General features: G+C 56.4%; 17 protein-coding genes and 12 pseudogenes. 17 read left to right on the forward strand and 12 right to left on the reverse strand.

Features of this window, described 5'->3' with window-relative positions:
* The first annotated feature begins 86 nt into the window (after positions 1-86).
* Together L0Z65_RS13870 and L0Z65_RS13875 are read left to right on the forward strand one after the other, a co-directional pair.
* Positions 87-434, forward strand: a complete 348-nt coding sequence (locus tag L0Z65_RS13870) for a Lin0512 family protein (RefSeq protein ID WP_096872981.1) — start codon at positions 87-89, stop codon at positions 432-434.
* The gene (locus L0Z65_RS13875) at positions 431-796 is read left to right on the forward strand and encodes a Lin0512 family protein (protein ID WP_014881548.1); all 366 of its coding nucleotides are present in this window, start codon (positions 431-433) and stop codon (positions 794-796) included. The genes L0Z65_RS13870 and L0Z65_RS13875 overlap by 4 nt, the downstream gene beginning before the upstream one ends.
* Positions 797-877: 81 nt before the next feature.
* On the opposite strand, the gene L0Z65_RS13880 is transcribed toward L0Z65_RS13875, so the two are convergent.
* Entirely contained in the window at positions 878-1,072 is a 195-nt protein-coding gene (locus L0Z65_RS13880) for a DUF1127 domain-containing protein (RefSeq protein WP_024098903.1), read from the reverse strand.
* A gap of 335 nt (positions 1,073-1,407) precedes the next feature.
* On the opposite strand from L0Z65_RS13880, the pseudogene hslV reads away from it, so the two are divergent.
* From hslV to L0Z65_RS13900, 4 genes and pseudogenes are all read left to right on the forward strand, one after another.
* Positions 1,408-1,974, forward strand: a pseudogene (gene hslV, locus L0Z65_RS13885) (ATP-dependent protease subunit HslV).
* 1 nt (position 1,975) lies between these two features.
* A pseudogene (locus tag L0Z65_RS13890) lies at positions 1,976-3,047 on the forward strand (hypothetical protein).
* A 12-nt stretch (positions 3,048-3,059) separates the two neighbouring features.
* Entirely contained in the window at positions 3,060-4,370 is a 1,311-nt protein-coding gene (gene hslU, locus L0Z65_RS13895) for an ATP-dependent protease ATPase subunit HslU (RefSeq protein ID WP_405108488.1), read from the forward strand.
* Positions 4,371-4,455: 85 nt separating this feature from the next.
* Entirely contained in the window at positions 4,456-5,601 is a 1,146-nt protein-coding gene (locus L0Z65_RS13900; protein ID WP_405108491.1) for an alpha/beta hydrolase, read from the forward strand.
* A gap of 21 nt (positions 5,602-5,622) precedes the next feature.
* Here L0Z65_RS13900 and L0Z65_RS13905 read toward each other — a convergent pair.
* From L0Z65_RS13905 to L0Z65_RS13915, 3 genes and pseudogenes are all read right to left on the reverse strand, one after another.
* Positions 5,623-6,226: pseudogene (locus L0Z65_RS13905) on the reverse strand (Smr/MutS family protein).
* Positions 6,226-7,285: pseudogene (locus L0Z65_RS13910) on the reverse strand (murein transglycosylase A). Before L0Z65_RS13910 ends, L0Z65_RS13905 begins: the two co-directional pseudogenes overlap by 1 nt.
* Entirely contained in the window at positions 7,282-7,938 is a 657-nt protein-coding gene (locus L0Z65_RS13915; protein ID WP_040175100.1) for a Tim44/TimA family putative adaptor protein, read from the reverse strand. Before L0Z65_RS13915 ends, L0Z65_RS13910 begins: the two are co-directional and overlap by 4 nt.
* A gap of 115 nt (positions 7,939-8,053) precedes the next feature.
* On the opposite strand from L0Z65_RS13915, the gene L0Z65_RS13920 reads away from it, so the two are divergent.
* Together L0Z65_RS13920 and secB are read left to right on the forward strand one after the other, a co-directional pair.
* Positions 8,054-8,560 carry an FxsA family protein gene (locus L0Z65_RS13920; protein ID WP_096872974.1) on the forward strand — a complete coding sequence of 169 codons (507 nt, stop codon included), beginning with the start codon at positions 8,054-8,056 and terminating at the stop codon, positions 8,558-8,560.
* 79 nt (positions 8,561-8,639) lie between these two features.
* Positions 8,640-9,134, forward strand: a complete 495-nt coding sequence (gene secB, locus L0Z65_RS13925; RefSeq protein WP_014876402.1) for a protein-export chaperone SecB — start codon at positions 8,640-8,642, stop codon at positions 9,132-9,134.
* A gap of 76 nt (positions 9,135-9,210) precedes the next feature.
* On the opposite strand, the gene dnaQ is transcribed toward secB, so the two are convergent.
* From dnaQ to L0Z65_RS13945, 4 genes and pseudogenes are all read right to left on the reverse strand, one after another.
* Positions 9,211-9,948, reverse strand: a complete 738-nt coding sequence (gene dnaQ, locus L0Z65_RS13930) for a DNA polymerase III subunit epsilon (protein ID WP_102898070.1) — start codon at positions 9,946-9,948, stop codon at positions 9,211-9,213.
* Positions 9,941-10,535: pseudogene (gene coaE / locus L0Z65_RS13935) on the reverse strand (dephospho-CoA kinase). The gene dnaQ and the pseudogene coaE overlap by 8 nt, the downstream one beginning before the upstream one ends.
* The gene (locus tag L0Z65_RS13940; protein ID WP_405108496.1) at positions 10,532-11,365 is read right to left on the reverse strand and encodes a shikimate dehydrogenase; all 834 of its coding nucleotides are present in this window, start codon (positions 11,363-11,365) and stop codon (positions 10,532-10,534) included. The pseudogene coaE and the gene L0Z65_RS13940 overlap by 4 nt, the downstream one beginning before the upstream one ends.
* Complete coding sequence (locus L0Z65_RS13945; protein WP_405108499.1) at positions 11,362-11,961, reverse strand: Maf family protein; 600 nt, start codon at positions 11,959-11,961, stop codon at positions 11,362-11,364. The genes L0Z65_RS13940 and L0Z65_RS13945 overlap by 4 nt, the downstream gene beginning before the upstream one ends.
* Positions 11,962-12,369: 408 nt before the next feature.
* On the opposite strand from L0Z65_RS13945, the gene L0Z65_RS13950 reads away from it, so the two are divergent.
* From L0Z65_RS13950 to L0Z65_RS13980, 7 genes and pseudogenes are all read left to right on the forward strand, one after another.
* Complete coding sequence (locus tag L0Z65_RS13950; protein WP_405108502.1) at positions 12,370-12,825, forward strand: CopD family protein; 456 nt, start codon at positions 12,370-12,372, stop codon at positions 12,823-12,825.
* 129 nt (positions 12,826-12,954) lie between these two features.
* Positions 12,955-14,226, forward strand: coding sequence for a transcription termination factor Rho (gene rho, locus L0Z65_RS13955; protein ID WP_405108505.1), 1,272 nt, complete (start codon positions 12,955-12,957; stop codon positions 14,224-14,226).
* Positions 14,227-14,260: 34 nt separating this feature from the next.
* Positions 14,261-15,557, forward strand: a pseudogene (gene mnmE, locus L0Z65_RS13960) (tRNA uridine-5-carboxymethylaminomethyl(34) synthesis GTPase MnmE).
* Positions 15,558-15,569: 12 nt separating this feature from the next.
* Entirely contained in the window at positions 15,570-17,444 is a 1,875-nt protein-coding gene (mnmG, locus tag L0Z65_RS13965) for a tRNA uridine-5-carboxymethylaminomethyl(34) synthesis enzyme MnmG (protein ID WP_405108508.1), read from the forward strand.
* Positions 17,445-18,059 (forward strand): 16S rRNA (guanine(527)-N(7))-methyltransferase RsmG, encoded by a 615-nt coding sequence (gene rsmG, locus L0Z65_RS13970; protein ID WP_405108511.1) that lies wholly within the window; start codon positions 17,445-17,447, stop codon positions 18,057-18,059.
* A pseudogene (locus L0Z65_RS13975) lies at positions 18,052-18,863 on the forward strand (ParA family protein). The gene rsmG and the pseudogene L0Z65_RS13975 overlap by 8 nt, the downstream one beginning before the upstream one ends.
* 20 nt (positions 18,864-18,883) lie before the next feature.
* Positions 18,884-19,779 (forward strand): annotated as a pseudogene (locus tag L0Z65_RS13980) (ParB/RepB/Spo0J family partition protein).
* On the opposite strand, the gene L0Z65_RS13985 reads toward L0Z65_RS13980, so the two are convergent.
* From L0Z65_RS13985 to rph, 4 genes and pseudogenes are all read right to left on the reverse strand, one after another.
* Entirely contained in the window at positions 19,769-20,122 is a 354-nt protein-coding gene (locus tag L0Z65_RS13985) for a YbaN family protein (RefSeq protein WP_096872965.1), read from the reverse strand. The pseudogene L0Z65_RS13980 and the gene L0Z65_RS13985 overlap by 11 nt on opposite strands.
* A 3-nt stretch (positions 20,123-20,125) precedes the next feature.
* Positions 20,126-21,283: pseudogene (hemW, locus tag L0Z65_RS13990) on the reverse strand (radical SAM family heme chaperone HemW).
* Positions 21,276-21,892: pseudogene (gene rdgB / locus L0Z65_RS13995) on the reverse strand (RdgB/HAM1 family non-canonical purine NTP pyrophosphatase). Before rdgB ends, hemW begins: the two co-directional pseudogenes overlap by 8 nt.
* Positions 21,889-22,603: pseudogene (gene rph, locus L0Z65_RS14000) on the reverse strand (ribonuclease PH). Before rph ends, rdgB begins: the two co-directional pseudogenes overlap by 4 nt.
* 154 nt (positions 22,604-22,757) lie before the next feature.
* Between rph and hrcA the strand changes: the two are divergent.
* Both hrcA and L0Z65_RS14010 read left to right on the forward strand, forming a co-directional pair.
* The gene (gene hrcA / locus L0Z65_RS14005) at positions 22,758-23,834 is read left to right on the forward strand and encodes a heat-inducible transcriptional repressor HrcA (protein WP_024098879.1); all 1,077 of its coding nucleotides are present in this window, start codon (positions 22,758-22,760) and stop codon (positions 23,832-23,834) included.
* A gap of 9 nt (positions 23,835-23,843) precedes the next feature.
* Positions 23,844-24,402 (forward strand): annotated as a pseudogene (locus tag L0Z65_RS14010) (nucleotide exchange factor GrpE); the annotation flags it as partial.
* Positions 24,403-24,429 lie beyond the last annotated feature (27 nt).

Below are 24,429 nucleotides of genomic sequence, written 5' to 3' on the forward strand. Positions count from 1 at the left end.
ACAGACGATCAGAAATATCGGAAGGCGTCCCATTGGGGCGCCTTTTTCACAACTGGCTTCAGAGCGACAGAATTGGAGGAGGGATCATGGCTGAAACGCGGGTGTTGGTAGAGTTCGGGATGGGGACGTCGCTGCGGCGACAGGACTATACCGAGGCTGCAAAACGGGCGATCAAGGACGCGCTCTGGCACAACTCGGTCAATGTTGCCGAACTGTTCGATTTCCCAAAATCCGCCATGCGCATCCGTGCTGAAATCGGCGTGCAAAACCCCGACGCCATCGACCGCGACGCGCTCAGCGCGGTCTTTCCCTATGGAACAGCGGAGATTCATGTGGCCAAGGGCGGCCTTGATATCGACAAACCCGGCATTGGCCACACGGTGATCGCCAATGCAGCCATCATCGTCTCATTTGACATGGAGCCGACAGAATGACCGAAAAACGCATTATTCTGGAAATGGGCACCGGCAACGATCTTTATGGGCAGGATTACACCAAGGCGGCCCGCCGCGCGGTGCAGGATGCGCTGCACCACTCCTCGATCACGCTTTTTGCGAAACTGGGTATAGACCATACCGAAATGCGGGTTGAGGTCACAATCGGTGTTCAGGAACCTGACAAGGTAGACTGCGATCTGGTCGCCGCCGATCTGCCACGTGGACGCGCCACTGTGCGGGCGGTTTTCGGCGGGTTGAATGTGGATGATCCTGCGGACGGCGGCAAACATGTGGTCGCCACAGCTGCAGTAGAAGCCTGGTTACCGGATCAGGCAGGGCGCTATCAATTGCGCACCTGATCGAAAAAAACAGGCTCTAACAAAAGAAAAAGCCGCCCTGAAAGGAGCGGCCAAATCATCTTGGTGCTGAGGAACCTATCCTCAGATCTTTGCGATATCCGCGCGTGTCAGGCCGATGTCTTCCAGCTGGGTATCGGTCAGCTCGGACAGGGCGTTGCGGGTGTCGCGTGCTTCTTTCCACGCCAGGATCGAAGACTTGGCGTTGAAGACTGCGTCCACCAGGCGGAGTACGGTCACTGCACCGATCGGCGCATGGATGTTTGCTGTGGTAGCCATTTGCGCATTCCTTATGAGAACCAGCCGACACCGTGTCGGTTGTGAGCCTCATGTAGGGTGGGCTGCCGAGTCTCACAATTGCCGGTTCGACAGCCCCGAATTGCAGTTTTTGCATAGCACGTTTTTTAGGCAGCCTGCCCGCATACCGGGCACAAGTCTCTTCTCAGCCATCGTCGGCGAACGGTCGTCGTCCACTCGACAGGCGCTTGTCAGATGGGTCGGCGCAAGGCGCCGGAGGTGGCTATTCACTTGATCCCCGGCCCCCGCACCGGATAGCACCCGGTTGAGGTATAAATGGCCAGTGCCCATATAGGCCTGGAAACGAGGAGAACATGATGGCAGACGATCAATTTCCGGGCTGGCACGGCACCACGATCATTGGCGTGAAAAAAGACGGCGAAGTCGTCATCGCTCGACGACGGGCAGGTGTCCCTGGGCCAAACCGTGATCAAGGGCTCTGCCCGCAAGGTGCGCCGCCTGTCGCCTGGTGGATTTGATGTCGTGGCAGGGTTTGCCTAGCTCCACCGCCGATGCCTTCACTCTGCTGGAACGGCTGGAGGCGAAACTGGAAGCCACTCCGGGGCAGCTCGCCCGCGCCAGTGTTGAACTGGCCAAGGACTGGCGCACCGACAAATACCTGCAAAAACTGGAAGCCATGCTGATCGTGACCGACGGGGCGGATATGTTCGTGATCACCGGCGCCGAGCGATGTGCTGGAACCCGAACATGATGTTGCCGCCATCGGATCAGGCGGCAACTTCGCGCTGGCGGCCGCACGCGGCATGATGGACAGTGACCGCAACGCCGAGGCTGTGGCCCGGGATGCCATGGCGATTGCCGCTGATATCTGCGTCTATACCAACGGTCGTCTGACAGTTGAAAGCATCAGCCAAAAGGACTGACATGAGCCATATCGATCAAAACGATATTCGCGCAGCGGTTGGCTCAGGTCTATTGAGCGAGGCCCAGGCGGCCTCTCTCATGGCCTTGGCACATAGCCGACGGGGCGCGCGTGAAAATCTCGCTCCCGGTGATGAACCTTTTGAGCTGTTCAAAGGGTTCAACGAGATCTTCATTGTCATCGGTTTGATCATTCTGGCCACCGGATGGGCCGCCGTCACCGGCATTTCCATGGCCGAAGGGTTGGGTGGTCTGGTTCAAAAGGCGACCATGTCCTCCCTGGTTGGGGCCGTGGTATTATGGGTGCTGAGTGAGTATTTCATCCGCCGTCGTCGTATGGTCGCGCTCAGCGATTGCGCTTTCGATCCTTTGGACCCTGAATGCCGGCGTCGGACTTTCGGCGGAATATTCGCAGGTGTTCATGGTCGCGCAGGGCGACTATTCCAGCCTGCCGCTGGCTGTTGCGCTGACCACCATCTCAATTGCGATCTACTGGCTGCGGTTTCGCGTTCCCTTTGCGATGGCGCTGATCGCGCTTGGCGTGTTCACGCTGGCGCTGATGCTGGCTGCAAACCAATCCGGCAGCCTGACCGGCATGAGTGATCTGTTCCTGCTGTCAGCCTCCGGCCCCTTTGCCTGGGTAACCCTGCTGGTTGGCGCTGGCGTCTTTGCGGTGGCGATGCTGTTTGATCTGAGCGATCCGCACCGGGTGACCCGGCGCTCTGCGCAAGGTTTCTGGCTGCACGTGGTCGCCGCCCCCGCCTTGGTCAACACCATCGCTCTCAGCCTGCTGGACAGCGGCACATCCAGCGCAAATCTGGCGCTGATGGCCGTGCTCTTCGCCTTCGCGCTGGTTGCCATCATCATTGACCGTCGGTCATTTCTGATTGCTGCGATCGGTTACAGCGTTACTTTGGCGGCCACAGTCTTCGACGGCGACGGCGCCGCGACAACCATTCTTGTGCTGGGCCTGTTCCTGGTGATCCTTGGTGCCTTCTGGGCGCGGATCCGGGCCTTGCTGATTTCCCCTCTCTCACGGGTGTTGCCGCTTGACCGGCTGCCGCCCGCTCATTGAAACGGACCTCTCATGACTGACCTCACCCCCCGCGAAATTGTCTCAGAACTTGATCGCTTCATTATCGGCCAGACTGATGCCAAACGCGCGGTTGCCGTGGCGCTACGCAACCGTTGGCGCCGCAAACAGCTGGGCGATGACCTGCGCGACGAAGTCTACCCCAAGAATATTCTGATGATCGGGCCCACCGGTGTCGGCAAGACCGAGATCTCTCGCCGACTGGCAAAACTGGCCCGCGCGCCCTTCATCAAGGTGGAGGCCACCAAATTCACCGAGGTCGGCTATGTCGGTCGCGACGTGGAACAGATCATCCGGGATCTGGTGGATATCGCCATAGTCCAAACGCGCGAACACATGCGCGATGACGTAAGGGCCAAGGCCCGTCAGGCTGCTGAAGAACGGGTGATCGATGCCATCGCCGGCACCGATGCCCGAGATGCCACCCGCGATATGTTCCGCAAGAAGCTGAAAGCCGACGAGTTGGATGATACCATCATCGAACTGGATGTTTCTGACACCTCCAACCCGATGGGGGGCATGTTCGAAATCCCCGGCCAGCCGGGTGGCAACATGGGCATGATGAACCTCGGCGATCTATTCGGGAAAGCGATGGGCGGACGCACCACGCGCAAGAAGATGACTGTTGCTGACAGCTATGATGTGCTGATCGGCGAAGAAGCGGACAAGCTCTTGGACGATGAGACCGTGACAAAGGCGGCGCTTGAATCTGTTGAACAGAATGGCATCGTGTTTCTCGACGAAATCGATAAGGTCTGCACCCGCCAAGACGCGCGTGGCGGCGACGTCAGCCGCGAAGGGGTGCAGCGCGATCTGCTGCCTCTGATTGAAGGCACCACAGTGTCGACCAAGCACGGTCCGGTTAAAACCGACCATATCCTGTTTATCGCTTCGGGTGCATTCCATATTGCCAAACCGTCAGATCTGCTGCCCGAACTGCAGGGCCGCCTGCCGATCCGCGTCAATCTGCGCGCGCTTAGCGAAGAGGATTTCGTGCGTATCCTCACCGAGACGGACAATGCGCTGACGCTGCAATATACTGCTCTTCTGGGTACTGAGGAGGTGACTGTCAGTTTCACGGATGACGGGATCGCATCGCTGGCAAAGATTGCAGCTGAGGTCAATCAGACCGTTGAGAACATCGGCGCACGGCGCCTTTATACGGTGATCGAACGTGTGTTCGAGGAACTGTCCTTCAGCGCGCCGGATCGCTCGGGTGAAACGGTCACCGTGGATGCCGCATTTGTCCGCAAAAACCTGGGTGAGCTGACCAAATCCGCAGATGTCAGCCGTTATGTGCTCTGATCGCCGTTAGGGCACCTGCGCAATCAGTGGACATGGCGGTGGGCGCCCAGTAGCCTGCCGCCATTGTCAATTGGTGGTCCGAAACATGCGTTTTTCACGAGTCCTTTCCCGTCTTTGCATTGTGTTGATTGTTGCGACTGGGTGCACCGACAGGTCCTTTACACCAACCGTTCCGGACGCGTTGGAGGTTGGCAAAGCCAAAACCATATTCGGCGCAACCACTCGTGAGCCGCTGCCCAATGGCACCTTTGGCCCGGAACGATCTGATACTCTGCGCCTGCTGGAACTGACAGTATCCATCCCGCCCACTCATTCGCCGGGGCAGTTGGATTTTGCCTATGCCGAGCCCAACCCCGAAACCCAGTTCACCATGGCCGGTCGGCAGCGGCTGGATGGGATGGCTGAGCTGAACCGTCGGATCGCTCAAGAACTGTCAGCCTATCCTGTCGGGGAGCGCGACATTACGGTGTTTGTGCATGGGTTCAACTCAACCCAGGCCGAGACTGCATTCCGGGCCGCACAGCTAACCAATGACATTAACATTCCCGGCGCCACGATCATTTATTCCTGGCCCAGTCAGGGCAATCCTCTGGGCTATGCCTACGACGGCGACAGCGTGTTATTTGCACGCGATGGCTTGGAACAATTGCTACGCAATCTGAAACCCGGTGTGTCCAACCGCGTGGTTCTGGTGGCACATTCCATGGGATCGCAGCTGGTGATGGAAACCATGCGCCAAATGGAGATCAAGACACCCGGCTGGAGCAGCAAAAACCTTGGTGCGGTGATCCTGATGTCACCGGATCTGGATGTCGAAGTCTTCCGCAGCCAGATGCGCAGGATCGATCCGGTACCGCAGCCATTTGTCGTAATGGTCTCGCGCAAGGACAATGTGCTGAACCTGTCGCAGCGCCTGCGTGGAACCCACAACCGGGGTCGGCTCGGCAATCTGAAATCACTGGATGACGTGTCTGAGCTGCCCATCGAAGTGGTCGATACAACGGCCTATGCCGATACCGCGGAATCCGGGCATTTCGTGGCTGCAACCTCACCGGCGGTGCTGTCCATCCTCAATTCAGCCCGCCAGACTGCTGCGGCCTTCGACCGCGAGGCGCTCTCGATCCAGCGACTTTTCCCCGGCCGACTGGTCGTCGACAAGGAGGACAACGCCGTCGAGATTACACTGTCAGAAAACTATCAAGCAAATGTCTATCGCGGCGAAGATCGCTGAGCCAAGGGCCTTGAACCGGTCTCAGCGGTGGCGGCGCAGATAGACGTAATACGCCCCACCGCCACCATGGCTGACATGGGCTGAGCGTCACCTGAAGCACCACCTGCGACAATGGCGGCAGGGACAACCACTGCGGCACCTGATGCCGCAACACGCCACGGGGAACCGGCATCGGGCCGGGTTCGTCGCGATCCTTCCCCTTGCCGGTGATCACCAGCACCAGCCGCTTGCCGGCAGAATGCGCTGACAGGACAAAACCAACCAGCGCCGGATGGGCGGAATCAACCCGCATTCCATGCAGATCCAGCTTACCCTCTGGCTTCAGTTTGCCGCGTTTCATCTTACGGTAGGCCTTGCCGTCCATCTGCATCGGCGCGGCGATCAGACCACTGGTGACACTGGGCTTCAGATCATGCCTGGCTAGCTTTGATCCCGCCTTGGACCCCAACTCGAACAGCTCTGGCGTGAACCGCTCTTGCGGCGGAAGCGGCGATTTTGTCGGCTTTGGTTTTGGCAAATGGGCAGTGGCAGGAGCGGTGCGTGTTTTGGGGTGTAGCCGCTCCGCCTGTTTGGCGACGCGGTGCCAGAGGTCGATTTCCTCAGATGTCAGTTTGCGGCGGGTCATCAATCGTCTCCCGGTAGCAACGCATAGGCACGCTGAATAGGCAGAAGCACCACCATGCGGCCGGGATCTCGCAGCTTGCTGGCCTCAATCCCGGCTTCGTCACCGCTGCCAAAAAACACATCGGCCCGCTGCGCGCCCTTGATCGCTGATCCGGTATCCTGCGCAATCATCAGCTTAGCGCATCGGCTTCGCTCCGTCTTTTTCCAACCAGACCGGCGCACCCAGCGGCGTGAAACGTGGATCAACTGCCAGACTGCGCAGGGTGGTCACAGAACGGTTCATTGCCCCCAGCGGGCTAAGCAGAGGCGGGGATGCGGCTCACCTCGCGGAAAAACACATACGAGGGGTTGTGCATCAGGAGATCCTCGCTGCAGCGAGAGGGTTGCGCCGCACCCAGCGTTTGATCACTGCGGCGCTGACCTGATGGATATTGTAGATACCTCGACGGACCAATTCGGTACCGATGGACCGGTATTCATGGCCGTTTGCACCACCGTAGCCGACACGGATCGACGACCCATCAGGAAGGCGAATTCGCCCAGATCCCTGAATTTGCAGAAAAAACAGCTCTACCGGATCGTCGACCCAGGCGATTTCCAATCCGCGCCCCTCCATCACGCCGCTTGTCAGCATCTCGCGTCGTGTCAGCCACTGGCTGATCTTGCGCGCCTCCGGTGGCTGGCGATAAACCGGGTACCGGTAGCGCGAGCTGGGTCGGCGCGCACCCGAGAGTTCGGGTTCAAAATAGCCGGTGAACAGCGCTGGCGCGCCGTCTTCAATCAGGACTGGGCGAAAGAACAGCTGGAAGAAGCCGCGCGCGGCCTTTGGGTCTTGTTCGTTGGCCAACGCACAGAGCGCACGCCAGTCGGGATCATTCAGATCCCGGCAAGTCTGCAGAAATGCACCCAGCGCCGCTTTGTGGTCATCCTCTGCCCAGCCCTCCAGCTGAGAGAACGACAGCATGGTGTAGCTGGTTTCCGCCTGTCCGCCCTGCGGAAACAAATATGCGCCAGCTCCAAGAGCCAGCGCACAAAGTGCCCGCCGAAGCCCACGCATCATGCGTCCGTGGCGACCAGATGCCAGTTCGGGTCCGCGCTGCCCATGGTACGGCCAAAGACCCAAGTGTCTTTCTGGCGTTTCACCGCCTTGGGATCACCCTCAACAATATCTCCACCGCGATCACGCACAACCGAGGTCAACTCAGCGACAAACCGCATCGTAATCTGTGCATCGCCAGTTGCCGGATCAAAGCTGGTGTCGGTCAACGTCGTCTCGCGGACACCGATAAATTCCGCCTCAATCGTCAGCCCCTGATCCTCACGGTGGGCAACAGCGGTGACAAAACTGTCAAAGACGTCCGGCGCGAGGAAAGCTTCAATATCATCCAGCTCGCCGCGTTCAAAGGCCATCAGGATCATTTCATAGGCGCCGCGGGCACCCTGCACGAACTCGCGCACCTCGAAGGATGGTTCGGCCTTCTTCATCGCGGCAAGATCGCTGGCCTGGGGGCTGTCCTCGGGGACGTAGTCAACGATGTCGTGATCCGGCCCGCCTTCGATCACCTCAAGTTCGGGGCGTCGGTTCTGGCGATCAGCCTGCGGCACAGCCGGCTTTTCAAACCCTTCACGGGTGCCCAAAACGCTTTTCAGGCGTAGGATCAAAAACACGGCAATACCGGCCAAAACCAACAGCTGAATCACGGGCGACTCCATAACAACCTCTACGGTAGATGTTCATGCTTCGTTTGAAACTAAAGCGTTCCAACCTTATGTAGGTGACGGGTCGGCGCAAGTCCACCGTCCCGCGCAAGTTCTGAGGAAACCCAGCATGTATCTCTTTCTCGCCTTTCTGATGGTTCCGATCATTGAAATCGCACTTTTTATTCAAGTCGGTGGCGCGATCGGCCTCTGGCCAACGCTGGCCATCGTGGTGCTGACAGCCGTGTTGGGAACCTGGCTGGTTCGAACACAGGGGCGGTTGGCCCTCGGCCAGCTTCGTGCCTCTTTCGAGCAGTTGAACGACCCCACCGAGCCGCTGGCGCATGGCGCCATGATCCTGGTGGCCGGTGCCCTGCTGCTTACGCCCGGGTTTTTCACAGACGCGGTTGGCTTCGCCCTTCTGGTCCCGCAGATACGTATTGCCGTCTATCGCTACCTCCGCTCAAAAGTGACGGTGGCCCGGTTCCAGATGGGCCCCGGCAGCATGCACGGCCGCAGCTATCCGAGCGACAATTCCCCTAAACCGCAGGGCGATATCATTGATGCAGACTATGAAGATGTCAGCAAGGATCGACCGCGAAAAGGCCCCTCCGGCTGGGTTGATGGGCAGGGCTAGGCGGGTGGCGCGACACCCCCGTTGAGGTACCGCCGCCAAGCTGATAAGCACGGGCAAAACATAGTTTAGGAGTAGCTTCATGGCCGAAAACGGCGCAACAGAAGGCGTGCAGCAGCCGCAAGTCCAGATGAATATCCTGGGCCAGTTCATCCGCGATATGTCGTTCGAAAACGTCATGGCACAAAAAGGCGTCGGCGCTGACGTTCAGCCCGATGTCAGCGTGCAGGTTGCCCTTGATGCAAAGAAGCGTCAGGCGGAAAACCAGTATGAGGTGATGACCAAACTGAACATCGAGTCCAAGGACAAAGAAGGCAATGTCGTTCTCTTCGTTCTGGAACTGGAATATGTCGGGATTTTCAACATCTCCGGCATTCCCGAAGATCAGCTGCACCCGTTCCTGCTGATCGAATGCCCGCGTATGCTCTTCCCGTTCCTGCGTCGCATCGTGTCCGACGTCACCCGCGACGGTGGTTTCCCGCCGCTGAACCTCGACAATATCGATTTCGTCGCGATCTATCGCAACGAACTGGCGCGCCGTCAGCAGGCCGAGGCCGCAGAACAGCCGCAGCAATAAGAGCTCGCCAAATTCGAATATGAAAAACGCCGCTGTTTTCAGCGGCGTTTTTGCATTCTGGGCCTGAAGTCAGGGATCAGCTACCGGCGCCGTTCCACAGGGCGTCATCCCCCATTTTCGCAACAAACTTGGCATGCGCTTCCTGTTCCTGCTCTGTCAGCCGCGACGGCAGCGGGGAGGGCCGGGCGGTCGGGCGCCAGTCATCTGTCACCGTCGCCCCGCTGCTAGCCTTGTCATTGGAGGTTGAAAGGCCAAAATCAGGCTGCCGCCCCCCGATCAGTTCCAGATAAACATCGGCCAGGATTTCGGAATCGAGCAACGCGCCGTGCAATGTTCGATTGCTGTTGTCGATATTGAAGCGGCGGCAGAGCGCATCCAGCGTCGCCGGCGAGCCGGGAAAGCGTTTGCGGGCAATCGCCAGCGTATCAACCGCCTGTTCCATCGGCAGCTTTGGCAGCCCCATCCAATCCAGCTCCGCATTGAGGAACTTCATATCGAAAGCCGCGTTATGGATCACCATTTTGGAATCCCGGACGAAATCCAGAAATTTCTGCCCCACTTTCGCGAACACGGGCTTGTCGCGCAGTGTTACAGCGCCCGGACCGGGTTGCTGTGGCGGCTCCAGAAGATCCGGCCCGATGCCGTGCACCTTAAACGCATCCTGCGGCATGGAGCGTTTGGGGTTGATATAGACGTGAAATGTCTCGCCCGTCGGCATGTGATTGAACAGTTCAACCGCACCGATTTCGACAATCCGGTCACCAGAAAACGGATCAAAGCCGGTGGTTTCCGTATCAAGAACGATTTCACGCATCTGCGATCTGCCTTCTAATTTGTGCGAGGATGGACCGTACCTGTGCTTTGGCGTGGTTCGGGGTGTCAGTCTCGATCAGATAATCGGCCCGCGCTTTCTTATCCTCTATCGGCATCTGTTTTTGCAGGATTTGTTCAAATTGCTCAACCGTCATCGTCTGGCGCGCAAGGACCCGCTGGCGCTGGGTCTCGGCATCGATCCAGACACAGGCGACGGCATCCATTCCTGCGTCACCACCAGTTTCAAACAGCAGCGGGATATCAAACACCAGAACATCATGCGACGACGACGCTCTGAAAGCCTCGCGGTCAGCCGCGACAAGCGGGTGCACGATTTTCTCAATCCGGGGCAGGGCGCTGCGATCGCCGCACGATGATGTCACGCAAGCGACCCCGATCAACCCGTCCTTCGATAACGGCCGCTGGCCATGCATTCCCGATGGGGGCAACCGCTGCGCCGCCCACATCATAAAGACGGTGAACCGCAGCATCCGCGTCCCAGACTGCGCAGCCTTCGTCGGCAAAGATTTGCGCAGTTGCGCTTTTCCCCATGCCGATGGATCCGGTTAACCCTAACGCGTAGCTCATGCCAATGCGGCCTCCCGCGTTGCGGCGTCAACCTCAGGTCGTTTGCCAAACCAGCGCTCAAACCCCGGTACGGCCTGATGTAACAGCATTCCCAGACCATCAACGGTGGTACAGCCGATATCCTCGGCCCATTGCAGCATATCCGTTTTCAGCGGTGTATAGACCAGATCCGTCACAACAGTGCTGGAGCGCAACCCGTCCAAGGGCACACGCAAACGCGGCTTTCCAACCATCCCAAGAGAGGTTGTATTCACCAGGAGTGCAGCCTGTTCGATCACATTGCCAACCTGCACCCAGTCGACGACCTGAATGCGGGAGCCAAACTCACTGCGGAACTGATCCGCGCGTTCCCGCGTGCGATTGCTCAGCAGAATCTCTGGTACGCCTGCCTCTAGCAGTGAAGCGATCACCGCGCGACTGGCGCCGCCTACCCCAAATACTACGGCAGGACCGGTGGCAGGATCCCAATCCGGCGCGGCCTGGTGTAGATTGGTGATAAACCCGTAACCATCTGTATTATCAGCAAGAATTGAGCCGTCGGGACGGAAGATCAGCGTATTGGCAGCCCCAATCAATGTCGCACGATCCGTCACCTGATCGGCGATCTCCATGATCTGTTCTTTATGCGGGATGGTGATGTTGGCCCCGACAAACCCCATCTTGGGCAGACTGCGGACAACCTCCTCCAACTGACCGGGTTCGACATGCAGCGGCACATAGTGACCAGCAATCCCATAAGTCTGGAGCCAATGGCCGTGCACCAATGGCGATCGGGAATGGGCCACCGGGCTACCGATCACGCCAGCCAGCGGAATCCGAGTATCATTCATTGCTCAATCACTCCCTGAAGGGCCAGATAGTTCAGCAGCTCCAACAACGGTAATCCAAGCACGTTGAAATAGTCTCCCTCGATGGCGCTGAACAATCGAACCCCTTCTTCTTCCAGCTTATATGCGCCAACTGCATGCTGAATGCTGTCCCAGTTTCGCGCAACATAACTGCGCAGATACGCATCCGAACTGGACCGCATCCTAAGCCGCACCTGGCCGATATGCCGCCACAGCGGCTCATTGTCGCGATAGATGACCGCAGCGGACAATAACATATGTCGCTTACCGCGCATCATCTTCAGCTGAGCAAAGGCGTCATCCGAATCTTTTGGTTTTGATAACAATTTTCCATCAAACTCGAGGACCTGATCACAGCCCAACACCAGGGCACCGGGGAACTTGGCGCTGACCTTGCGCGCCTTCGCCTCTGCCAGCGTATCGGAGATATCACGCGGCGTGGCCTCCTCAGCCAGAAGCGCCGCCTTGATCGCCGCTTCGTCGATACGGGCCGCGGCGACCTCAAACGGAACGCCAGCCTGCCGCAGCAGCTGGGCGCGTATCTGCGATCCGGAAGCCAGAACGATGTGGGTAGACATGTGGAAAACCCCGTGGGCAAGAGTGTGATGATCTTAGGATGGTTTGTATGAAATTTCGGCCATTTCGCAAGCCGTGGAGAACCTCAAAATCCCCATTTGCTTGCTAAGCAGATTCGCCCTGAGAGGATAGGGATAACTTAGAAATCGTGGATATCTCAGTTGCTCCGATTTCACCCCAGGTTTATCCCCACATCCAAACCCCAAAGTGAACGTGATATTTCTCATGTTTTTATAGCCTGCCTAAGCAAGGGGCATCATGTCGCTGGGGGTAAAGCTGGTAAGTTATCCCAAGCGGGGATAAGCCGGTGGACGAGTCAGTTATCCACTGTTTTTAGGGTGCACTACTAAAACATCATCCTTTTAAAATACTTATATTTTAAGGGGAGAGAGGGAACCGAGAGGCCAGCCATGGATCTGAGCGATCTGCTCTTTGAAATTTACCCCTACGCCAAATCTCTGCACATCATGGCAGTGATCAGCTGGATGGCAGGTCTGTTCTACCTCCCGAGGCTTTTCGTCTATCACGTGGAGCAGGCAGAGAAGGTGCCGGACAGCCTTCCTATCTTTGTCATGATGGAAGAGAAGTTGCTCCGCATCATCATGAGGCCCGCTATGTACGTCAGCTGGGCTGCAGGGGCGTTAATGGTGCTGACGCCGGGGTTGGTCGACTGGAGTAGTCTTTGGCCCTGGACGAAGGGCCTGAGCGTTCTGGGGATGACCTGGTTTCACCACTGGCTGCTGATCCGTCACCGTGACTTCGCAAATGGGAAGAACACCCGCAGTGGTCGCAGCTATAGAATGATGAACGAAGTCCCGACACTGCTGATGGTGGTCATCGTCATATCGGTCATTTTCAAGTTCTGAGCGGGGATTTGACTCAGCAGGGTGGACCCCTTATGTATGCGGCTAACGGGCCCGTCCGGGCACTCGTGTCTTCCTTATACCTATGACACCGCTCCCCAGATTTCAGGGGAGAGTAAAGGCCGTATATATATGACCGTTCAATCCCTGAACCTTTCCGATCTTAAGGCCAAGAGCCCTAAGGACCTGCTGTCCATGGCCGAAGAGCTGGAGATCGAAAACGCCTCCACCATGCGCAAGGGCGAGATGATGTTCCAGATTCTGCGCGAACGCGCGGATGAGGGCTGGGAAATTGCTGGCGATGGTGTGCTTGAGGTTCTTCAAGATGGCTTCGGGTTCCTGCGCTCGCCTGAGGCCAACTATCTGCCGGATCCCGACGATATCTATGTTTCGCCCGATATGATCCGGCAATATGCGTTGCGGACCGGTGATACGGTTGACGGTCAGATCAAATCGCCGCTGGAAAACGAACGGTATTTTGCGCTGACGAATGTCACCAAAATCAACTTCGAAGAGCCGGAGAAGGCCCGTCACAAGATCGCTTTTGACAACCTGACACCGCTTTATCCTGATGAGCGCCTGAAGATGGAGATCGAAGATCCGACCATCAAAGATCGCTCTGCCCGCGTGATCGATTTGGTCTCCCCGATTGGTAAAGGCCAGCGATCCCTGATCGTGGCGCCACCGCGGACCGGTAAGACAGTGATTCTCCAGAATATCGCGCATTCCATCGCGAAGAATCATCCGGAATGCTATCTGATCGTTCTCCTGATCGACGAACGTCCGGAAGAGGTCACCGATATGCAGCGCTCGGTTAAGGGTGAGGTCGTGTCCTCCACCTTCGACGAACCTGCGACCCGCCACGTTGCGGTGTCCGAAATGGTGATCGAGAAGGCCAAGCGTTTGGTGGAGCATAAACGAGATGTTGTTATTCTTCTCGACTCGATCACAAGACTTGGTAGGGCATTCAACACAGTCGTGCCGTCTTCTGGTAAAGTCTTGACCGGCGGTGTTGATGCAAACGCGCTGCAACGCCCCAAACGATTCTTTGGTGCGGCCCGAAATATCGAAGAAGGCGGCTCTTTGACGATCATCGCGACAGCTCTCATCGACACCGGTAGTCGGATGGACGAGGTGATCTTTGAAGAATTCAAAGGGACGGGTAACTCTGAAATCGTCCTGGATCGGAAGATCGCAGACAAACGCGTGTTCCCAGCGATCGACATCCTCAAATCCGGTACACGGAAAGAGGATCTGCTCGTCGATAAAGGCGATCTCGCCAAGACATTTGTGTTACGCCGGATTCTGAACCCAATGGGTACCACCGACGCGATTGAATTTCTTTTGTCTAAGTTGAAGCAAACAAAGACAAATTCTGAATTCTTCGATTCAATGAACACCTAGTAGACTGGCCTAAGCACGAAAGGAAGGTCACCTGATGGACACGATCTTTGCGCTGGCCTCCGCCCAAGGGAAGGCTAGGCGTTTCGGTTATTCGCCTCTCTGGCCCGAAGGCTATCAGCACCGCTTCTGTTATCAGTGGCGGTGCTTTGCCCTGTCCTGGTCGGGCGTTGCGCGTTCTGTCTGATCGCAGCGAGGCGCGTATCGACGAAGCCTTGGTGCTCACTTTCGCTCAGCCCGAATAGCTTTACTGGTGAGGACACCGTTGAATTTCAGGTCCACGGCAGCACGTCGGTTGTCAGCGCCATGCTTGATCTATTGGGTCAGTTTGAAGATGTCCGGCTGGCAGACCCAGGTGAGTTTACCCGTCGTGCGCTTGAAAATGGTAAACTGGACCTCTCCCAGGTTGAGGCATTGGCGGATTTGATCGATGCAGAGACCGAGGCGCAGCGGGTACAGGCGCAAGCCGTGCTTGCCGGTGGGCTTTCTGATTTGGCTGAGCGCTGGCGAAAAGACCTTATTCGTGCTGCATCCCTGATTGAGGTAACAATCGATTTCGCCGATGAAGATGTCCCCGTAGATGTCACTGAGGAAGTCAAAGAGCTTTTGGCTAAGCGTGACAGCAGATTTGGAACCTCAAATTTCTGGCGTACAGATGGCTGAACGGATTCGCAGCGGGTTTGAGGTTGCAATCATCGGCGCGCCAAACGTTGGCAAGTCAACACTACTCAACGCTCTGGCTTAGCCGCGAGGCTGCTATCACATCGGAATATGCCGGGACGACCCGGGACGTGATCGAGGTAAGGATGGATTTGGCGGGTCTGCCTGTCACTCTTCTTGATACCGCTGGCCTGCGCGAGACTGACGATCATGTCGAAGGGATCGGCATCAAAATAGCGAAGAAACGGGCAGAGGCGGCAGACCTTCGCGTGTTTTTGACCAAGGATCGACATGCAATTGATATCGATATCCTTGAGGATGATATTGTTGTTACCCCAAAGGCGGATCTGATCGGCAATGATACTTCTGAAAAAGCGGTTTCCGGACAAACCGGGCAGGGCATAGACGTGCTGATCGCGGATATCACCAAAGCGCTGAAAAATCGTGCTGGTAAAGCAGGTATTGCGACGCGTGCACGGCATCGAGAGACAATGAAGACGGCATATGACCGCCTGAAAGCCGCGCAAGATGTTCTAAAATACGGCCCAGAGTTTTATGATGTTGCTGCTGAAGACCTGCGTTCGGCCATTCGCGCCCTGGAGATGCTGGTTGGCCGTGTAGGGGTAGAGAACCTGTTGGATGAAATCTTCTCCAGTTTTTGCTTGGGAAAGTAAGGAGTGTTTCACGTGAAACATCCAGATTACGACGTCATCGTTGTTGGTGGTGGTCATGCAGGGACAGAGGCCGCCCATGCGGCCGCCCGTATGGGGGCCAAGACAGCTCTTGTCACTCTTACGAAGGAGGGCATTGGCGTGATGTCGTGCAATCCTGCAATTGGCGGATTGGGTAAGGGGCATCTGGTTCGAGAGATCGACGCACTCGATGGCGTTATGGGGCGTGTCGCTGATAAAGCAGGCATACAATTCCGCCTCCTTAATAGGCGCAAAGGGCTGACTGTGCAGGGCCCAAGGGCGCAGTCAGATCGGAGGATCTATCGTCGCGAGATGTTGGCTGAGACAGAAGCCCAGCCGAACCTCGATATTATACCAGGCGAAGTCACCGATTTTCTTATGACTGCTAACAAGGTCAATGGCGTCTGTCTGGCTGACGAAAGCCAGATCAAAAGTCACGCCGTCATTCTGACATCCGGAACCTTTCTGAGGGGCGTTATTCACATCGGTGATGTGACTAAGCCGGGCGGCCGTATGGGAGATAAGCCTTCAATCCGACTTGCAGAGAGGCTCGACAGTTTCGATTTACAACTTGGTAGATTGAAAACAGGAACGCCACCTCGACTGGATGGCCGTACCATCGCATGGGAAAAGCTGGAGGGTCAGCCCGGAGATGATGATCCTACGTTCTTCAGTTTCTTGACAACATCTACATCGGCAGCTCAAGTCGTTTGTGGGATTACACATACCAACACGCAGACACATGATATTATTCGGGAGAATCTCGGAAAATCGGCCATGTATGGCGGGCACATCGACGGCGTCGGTCCGCGCTATTGCCCGTCAATTGAAGATAAAGTGGTACGATTTGCTGACAAAGAAAGTCATCAAATTTTCCTCGAACCGGAAAGTGTAGATGATCATACCGTCTACCCAAATGGTATTTCGACAAGTCTGCCACTAGATATCCAAGAGAGTTATGTTCGCTCCATTTTTGGTTTGGAAGACGCCGTGATCTTGCAGCCAGGGTATGCAATTGAGTATGACTATGTGGATCCGCGCGCTTTGGGATTAGATCTGGCCCTAAAGTCGCATCAGGGTCTATATCTTGCGGGGCAAATTAACGGTACCACAGGATATGAGGAGGCTGCGGCACAGGGGCTCGTAGCAGGATTGAATGCAGCACGGTATTCAAAAGAGATGGAACCGGTCACGTTTAGTCGCTCCGACAGCTATATTGGCGTGATGATCGATGATCTCACAACAAATGGGGTGACGGAGCCTTATCGGATGTTCACGTCTCGGGCTGAATTCAGGCTGTCTCTGCGTGCCGACAATGCTGATCAGAGGTTGACCGGTATCGGGCTAGATCTGGGGTGTGTCGGTGAGACGCGTCGTGAGTTCTTTTCCCAAAAAATGGAAAAACTTGAAGCGGCCCGATCCCAAATGGACAGCCGACGGTTCACCCCAAAGGAGATCAATGAAGCTGGTATCACGGTAAATCAGGACGGAAACCGACGGACGGCGACCGACGTATTGGCATTTACTGATGTGGTGTTCGAAGATATCTTGCGCCTGCTACCCGATCTTGGAACCTGCGAAGACCCTATACGACGTCAAATCGAGCGAGATGCCCTGTACGCGAACTACATCATTCGCCAGAAACGGGAGATCGAAGCGCTGAAACGCGACGAGGGGTATCGTATTCCATTTGACTTTTCCTACGATTTTGAGGGCTTGTCGAACGAGCTGCGTGGAAAACTGGAAAAATCCAGACCTGAAACCCTGGCCCAAGCGGGGAGGGTCGATGGAATGACACCAGCGGCGCTGGCACTGATCCTGGCAAGGCTACGCCGCGGCGATACCACGAGCCATGGGAAGACTGCATAAATGGGTGAGATCAATATCGGAGAGTCATATGTTTCACGTGAAACATATGAGCGACTTAAGCACTACGAAGCTCTTGTTAAAAAGTGGTCTCCGAAAATCAACCTTATCGCCAAATCCACATTGGCCGATGTATGGGATCGCCACATCGTAGATTCGGTGCAGATTTGCCAAGGGATTGATTTTCCGCGGTCCTGGCTTGATATCGGGAGTGGCGGTGGCTTTCCAGGTGTTGTTGTCGCGATTCTGGCCGCGGAGCGAGCACCAGATTGCGCTATTACTCTGATCGAAAGTGATCAGCGAAAGTGCGCATTTCTTCGTACGGCTATTCGTGAATGCGGTGTAAAGGCAACGGTGGTATCTGAGCGCATCGAAAAAGTCCCGCCGATGGCGGTTGATGTCATCTCAGCACGCGCACTGGCCGATCTTTCGACGCTGCTTGGCTTTGTCGAACGGCATCTCCACCCGGAGGGAATCGCGCTTTTTTCCAAGGGGCTACAATGGAAAAAAGAAGTGGATAACGCGCGGAGCCAATGGCAATTTGACCTGAAATCCACTAAGAGTTGGACTGAACCCGACGCGGTTGTTTTGGAAATCAGGGGAGTGACGCGTGTCTGATTTGTCCCGGCTTAGCTGGGCCTCGAATTATAGCAGTGGCCAATCAAAAGGGTGGGGTCGGCAAGACAACAACCGCAATCAACTTGGCGGCAGCTTTAGTTGAGACTGGATATCGGGTCCTTGTTGTTGACCTGGATCCGCAAGGTAATGCCTCAACCGGTCTTGGAATCGAAGCGACAGATCGCACCCGTACAACCTATGATCTTCTTGTAGATGATGTTGCGTTGAATGATGTCATTCGGGAGACGGAGATTGAAGATCTTTGCATTATCCCGGCGACGGTTGATCTGAGTTCGGCGGATATTGAGCTTTTTACAAATGAGAAGCGCAGCTTTCTATTGCACGATGCGTTACGTCAGCTCGGCGATGGATGATTATGATTGGGACTATGTCCTGATCGATTGCCCTCCATCTTTGAACCTATTGACCGTCAACGCGATGGTTGCGTCCCATTCTGTGCTGGTCCCATTGCAAAGCGAATTTTTCGCACTCGAGGGGGTCTCACAACTGATGCTCACAATCCGTGAGGTGCGCCAGACAGCAAACCCGAACCTTCGGATTGAGGGGATTGTGCTGACGATGTACGACCGGCGGAATAACTTGTCTCAGCAGGTAGAGCAGGACGCCCGTGGGCATCTGGGGGAATTGGTCTTTGAAACGAAGATTCCTCGGAATGTGCGTGTCAGCGAGGCGCCGTCGTATGCGTTGCCCGTGTTGAACTACGACACGAACTCGCTAGGGGCGAATGCGTATCGCGCCCTTGCAGAAGAACTGATTGCGAGACATCAGAAACTCGCAGCCTAACCACAGCTGGAGGCGCAGTAATGTCAGAAAAGAAAAACAAACCCAGAGGATTGGGAAGAGGCTTGTCAGCTCTAATGGCGGATGTGAACCCGGAACCTGTTAGCACAGAAAAACAGGCAGTCAGAAGCACCGAAGTCATGGTGCCAATCGAGAAAGTTATCGCGAACCCGGATCAGCCGCGTCGCCAGTTTTTACAGGAAGATCTGGATGACCTGACCGCGTCGATCCGGGAGAAAGGGGTTCTTCAGCCCCTTATCGTGCGACCGCGTCCGGGTGGACAGTATGAGATTGTTGCTGACGAACGCCGCTGGCGTGCTGCGCAAGGCGCAAAACTGCACGAAGTGCCGGTCATCATTCGGGACTATTCCGATGTCGAGATGATGGAAGTTGCCATCATCGAGAACATTCAACGCTCTGACCTCAACGCGATGGAAGAGGCGCAGAGTTACAAACAACTGATGGATAAATTCGGCCATACGCAAGAGAAAATGGCAGAAGCGCTTGGTAAGAGCCGGAGCCATATCGCGAATCTGGTCAGGCTGCTGCATCTGCCGGATGATGTACAGTCTCTGGTTCAAGAACGTCGTCTCTCAGCGGGTCATGCCCGTGCTCTTATCACTTCTGACAATGCGTCAGATTTGGCGAGGAAGATCGTTAAAGGTGGTCTATCAGTACGTGCGACTGAGGCATTGGTGAAAAAGGATGCCGCTGCAGCCTGCAAGTTGCAACAGCGCGTTCGGCAAAGAAAACAGCCGAGAAAGATGCGGATACGCGCGCCTTGGAAGCAGATCTCTCAGCCGCGCTGCGTATGAAAGTGACGATTGATCATCGTGCTGGTGGTGAAAATGGCGTTCTTTCAGTCAGCTACGCATCTCTGGATGAGTTGGATGATCTTTGCGGGCGTCTTAGCCGTTAGGGCGTGACCAGATAAATATCATCACGGCACCAAGTGTGATGGCCTGAATGATCAGGACGTGGCTTGGTGCCGAGAAAATAACTGACAAACCGAATACGGCGGCAACTGAAATGGTTGCCGCCTTTTTTGCGGCGGGTCGAATGGCGCCTCGTTCCTGCCAATCCTGGATCATAGGGCCAAACAGGCGATGGTTTATGATCCACTCGTGCAGCCGCTCGGAAGAATTGGCAAAGAAAAAACTGGCGAGCAGCAAAAATGGAACGGTGGGTAAGAGAGGAAGGACGACACCGATAAGCGCCAATCCAACACACAGAAGCCCAAGCGCAGCGTAGAGAAGACGCATAAGCTACTCCACTAGAAGATCGCGGAGGACGGCATTTAGGACCGCGCGGCTTAGCGTCAGTTGCCTGAATACGATTTTCAGAGAGCTCTAACATTCCAATTTCGCAGAGGTTGGAGATCCGCTCGGAAGAGAGAGCATGACCGGACAAGGCACGGAACCGATCTAATTCGAGCCCCTCGACCAATCGCATCCCCATCATAAGGTATTCAGCACTCGCATCTTCAGGAGTAAGTGGCGTGCGTGAAGACTCCCCGGTTTGGCCTTCTGCAGCTGCCAGCCAGGCGCCAGGTTGCAGATAGGTTTCCGTGGCGTACCGGGTGCCGTCCAAAGTCAGGCGCCCATGCGCTCCTGGCCCAATACCAAGGTAGTCGCCATAGCGCCAGTAGATCAGATTGTGCCGCGACTCCGCGCCGGGGCGCGCGTGGTTGGAGACCTCATAGGCGGGCAGACCATGCTTGTCGCATATGTCCTGGGTGGCGAGATACATATCAGCGGCGTTGTCGTCGGTAGGAAGATCGCGCAACTTGCCTCGCGCGTATCTATCGCCGAACGCTGTGCCCTCCTCAATGGTCAATTGATAGAGGGACAGGTGGTCAATCGCCATGGACAAGGCTTGATCGAGTTCCTGTTGCCAGCTATAGCCAGTGTCTGACCCTGACGCGCATAGATCAGGTCGAAACTGACTCTGTCAAAGCAGTTCCGAGCCACATCAAAGGCCTTTTGTGCCTCAGAAACACTGTGCATCCGCCCAAGACGGCGCAGGTCATTGTCGTTAAGCGCCTGAATACCCATAGAAATTCTGTTGACGTCAGCATCCCGGTATCCCGTAAAACGACCAGCCTCGACTGAGGTTGGGTTTGCTTCAAGAGAGATCTCTATGTCATTGGAAAAAGGCCATATTTCCCTAGCAGTCTCAACAATTGTGGCCACAGTATCGGGATGCATCAGGGACGGTGTCCCACCCCCGAAAAAAATCGTATTCAGAACGCGTCCCGATAGAGACGGGGCCGCGCGCAGCATGTCCGCTCGATAGGCTGCAGCCCAACGGTTTTGGTCGATCTGCGCGGTGACATGACTGTTGAAATCGCAATAGGGGCATTTGGCCTGACAGAAGGGCCAATGCACATAGAGACCAAACCCCCCGTTGCGCCAATCATCCACCGAAACACGCCTCGACAAATTTTGCGACGGCCTGACCGCGATGGCTGATTTTGTTTTTGGCCCAACGATCCATTTCGGCACAGGTCTGATCATGTCCATCTGGCTGGAACATTGGATCATAGCCAAATCCATCCTTGCCGCGAATAGGCCAGACCAGTTGGCCGGGCATCACGCCTTCGAACACCTCATCATGACCATCGGGCCAGGCGAGAACAAGCGTGCAGCGAAATTGGGCAAGGCGGGGGTGGGCTGCACTCTTGGCTTCCAGTTCATTATGGGCGCGGGTCATGGCCATCATGAAATCGCGCCCATCACCGGTTTCCGCCCAGTCAGCGGTGTAAACGCCGGGGGCGCCATCTAGCGCATCAATGGTGATTCCGGAGTCATCGGAGAGAGCTAGGCAAACCAGTCGCCTTGGCGGCGGCATGGGCCTTGATCCGGGCATTCCCGACAAATGTATCTTCGGTTTCGGCGGGTTCAGGGAGTTCCATCTCACCGGCACCAACGACACTTACGCCAAAGGGTTGGAGGAGATGTTTCATCTCCTCCAGCTTGCCTTTGTTATGGGTGGCGACCAGCAACCGGTCGCCGAGCAAATTTGCGGGTCATGCGCAGGCTGCCTTCTGCAGTTCTGCCAGTTCGGCGGTGCCCTTGGTTGCGAGATCCATTAGCGTGTCCATCTGCTCGCGGCTGAACATGGATCCTTCAGCGGACATCTGCACTTCGATGAGTTGGCCAGAACCTGTCATGATGAAGTTGCCATCGACGCCAGCCTCTGAATCTTCCGGGTAATCGAGGTCCAGCACTGGCTGACCCGCGTAGATACCGCAGGAAACTGCGGCTACGGGATCAACAAGGGGATCAATCTTGACCTCACCGGTTTTCATCAGCTTGTTCACCGCAAGACGTAGGGCAACCCAGCCGCCGGTGATGGAGGCACAGCGGGTGCCGCCGTCGGCCTGCAGCACATCACAGTCAATGCTGATCTGCCGCTCGCCGAGTGCAACGCGGTCGACAGCCGGCGCGCAGTGCGCGTCCGATCAGGCGCTGAATTTCGACGGTGCGGCCGCCCTGTTTGCCCATCGCGGCTTCGCGGCGCATACGGGTGTTGGTCGCGCGGGGCAGCATGCCGTATTCAGCGGTTACCCAACCTAGACCTGAGCCTTTGATAAACGGCGGCACACGATCCTCAATGGTGGCGTTGCAGAGCACATGGGTATCACCCATCTTGATCAGGCAGGATCCCTCAGCGTGTTTGGTGAAACCGGTTTCGATGGAAACGGCGCGCATTTGGTTCAGATCTCGTCCGGAGGGTCGCATGGGTCATCCTTTGTTTGGTTACCCATCGGGATAGCGTCCGCAGGGTCGGCGATGCAAGCATGATTGACCTTTTGGTGCTGCGCTCTTTAATGACAACTGTAGGACAGGGAGCCAAGGCTTGCGGAACTTCGGCAGTGACCACACATAGAATGCGATGAACAGCAGTACCGACATATTGAAGGATATGAACGACCGGTCACGGGATGTGTTCCGTGCGGTCGTGGAATCCTATCTGGAGACGGGAGATCCCGTCGGCAGCCGTACTCTGACGCGATCGCTGAATGAGAAGGTGAGCGCCGCGACTGTGCGCAACGTGATGCAGGATCTGGAGCATCTTGGATTGCTGAACAGTCCGCACACCAGCGCCGGTCGGGTTCCCACGCAGGTCGGATTGCGGATGTTTGTGGATGGTCTGCTTGAAGTTGGGGATTTGAACACCCAGGACCGCCAGAAAATTGATGAAACCATGGGCGGGACTGCTGGCGGTGGGGCTGCGGGTCTGGCCGGTATGCTGGATCGTGTCGGATCGGCCCTGTCGGGGGTGACACAGGGGGCATCTCTGGTGCTGACCCCGAAACATGAAGCCGAAATTCGCCATATTGAGTTTGTCACACTGGCCCATGATCGTGCGCTGGTCGTTCTGGTGTTTTCAGATGGTCACGTGGAAAATCGCCTGTTTACGCCGCCGCCCGGGCAGACGCCCAGTTCAATGCGGGAGGCAGCGAATTTCCTCAACGCGCTGATCGAGGGGCGCACATTGGGCGACGTGCGCGGTGCCATTCAGGAAGAGATCAAGGCCCGGCAGCAGCAGATCGATGTTCTGGCCCGTGAAATGATCGAAAGCGGTTTGGCCGCTTGGGAAGATGACGGCAGCGATTCTGCGCGGCTGATTGTGCGCGGTCGGGCGAATCTCCTGTCGGACGGAGGGGCTGCGGAGGAGCTGGACCGGATCCGGAACCTGTTTGATGACCTGGAACGCAAACGCGATATCGAAGAGTTTCTTCAGCTGACCGAAGATGGCGAAGGTGTGCGCATTTTTATCGGTTCGGAGAACAAACTTTTTTCACTTTCGGGTTCCTCTTTGGTGGTGTCTCCCTATATGAACGCGGATCGAAAGATCATTGGTGCGGTGGGCGTGATTGGCCCGACCCGCCTGAATTACGGCCGGATCGTGCCGATTGTGGACTATACGGCGCAACTGGTCGGGAAGCTGCTTTCCGACCGGAGTTAGAGGTGAAATATGGCAGAGCCCAAGAACGACGATTTTTTGGACGACATCACAGAAGCCGAAGCAGAGGAGCTCTCTGCGCAGACTGAAGAATTTGATGATGCAGCGCTGGAGCTGGACAGCCTGCGGGCTGAACGGGATGAGCTGAAAGATCGGTTCATGCGGGCCCTGGCTGATGCGGAAAACGCACGTAAGCGTGGCGACAAAGCGCGCCGTGAAGCTGAGCAATATGGCGGCTCCAAGCTGGCGCGGGACATGCTGCCGGTTTACGACAATATGAAACGTGCGATCGAAGCTGCCAGCGATGAACAGCGCGAAGTTTCCGCCGCTTTGATTGAAGGCGTGGAACTGACCATGCGCGCGCTGCTTGGTGTGTTTGAAAAGCACGGTATGCAGGTGATCGCGCCGGAAGTTGGTGAGAGATTCGATCCGCAGGTGCATGAGGCGATGTTCGAGGCCCCGGTGCCAGGTACCAAAGCCGAGCGATATCATTCAGGTTTCTGCCGAGGGCTTCATGCTGCACGACCGTCTGCTGCGCCCGGCGCAGGTTGGTGTTTCCTCGACGCCGAGCGGGCTGAACCGCAGCAGTGACGGGCCT

Source organism: Phaeobacter sp. BS52 (assembly GCF_045040595.1).
Lineage (GTDB): Bacteria > Pseudomonadota > Alphaproteobacteria > Rhodobacterales > Rhodobacteraceae > Phaeobacter > Phaeobacter piscinae.

Coding starts and splice junctions, on each gene's coding strand:
- L0Z65_RS13950 (WP_405108502.1), top strand. CDS start 12,370: ATGGATCTGAGCGATCTGCTCTTTGAAATTTACCCCTACGCCAAATCT.
- L0Z65_RS13875 (WP_014881548.1), top strand. CDS start 431: ATGACCGAAAAACGCATTATTCTGGAAATGGGCACCGGCAACGATCTT.
- L0Z65_RS13940 (WP_405108496.1), bottom strand. CDS start 11,365: ATGAATGATACTCGGATTCCGCTGGCTGGCGTGATCGGTAGCCCGGTG.
- L0Z65_RS13985 (WP_096872965.1), bottom strand. CDS start 20,122: ATGCGTCTTCTCTACGCTGCGCTTGGGCTTCTGTGTGTTGGATTGGCG.
- L0Z65_RS13945 (WP_405108499.1), bottom strand. CDS start 11,961: ATGTCTACCCACATCGTTCTGGCTTCCGGATCGCAGATACGCGCCCAG.
- rho (WP_405108505.1), top strand. CDS start 12,955: ATGACCGTTCAATCCCTGAACCTTTCCGATCTTAAGGCCAAGAGCCCT.
- L0Z65_RS13915 (WP_040175100.1), bottom strand. CDS start 7,938: ATGGAGTCGCCCGTGATTCAGCTGTTGGTTTTGGCCGGTATTGCCGTG.
- hslU (WP_405108488.1), top strand. CDS start 3,060: ATGACTGACCTCACCCCCCGCGAAATTGTCTCAGAACTTGATCGCTTC.
- L0Z65_RS13920 (WP_096872974.1), top strand. CDS start 8,054: ATGTATCTCTTTCTCGCCTTTCTGATGGTTCCGATCATTGAAATCGCA.
- L0Z65_RS13870 (WP_096872981.1), top strand. CDS start 87: ATGGCTGAAACGCGGGTGTTGGTAGAGTTCGGGATGGGGACGTCGCTG.
- secB (WP_014876402.1), top strand. CDS start 8,640: ATGGCCGAAAACGGCGCAACAGAAGGCGTGCAGCAGCCGCAAGTCCAG.
- hrcA (WP_024098879.1), top strand. CDS start 22,758: ATGAACAGCAGTACCGACATATTGAAGGATATGAACGACCGGTCACGG.
- L0Z65_RS13900 (WP_405108491.1), top strand. CDS start 4,456: ATGCGTTTTTCACGAGTCCTTTCCCGTCTTTGCATTGTGTTGATTGTT.
- L0Z65_RS13880 (WP_024098903.1), bottom strand. CDS start 1,072: ATGGCTACCACAGCAAACATCCATGCGCCGATCGGTGCAGTGACCGTA.
- dnaQ (WP_102898070.1), bottom strand. CDS start 9,948: ATGCGTGAAATCGTTCTTGATACGGAAACCACCGGCTTTGATCCGTTT.
- rsmG (WP_405108511.1), top strand. CDS start 17,445: ATGGGTGAGATCAATATCGGAGAGTCATATGTTTCACGTGAAACATAT.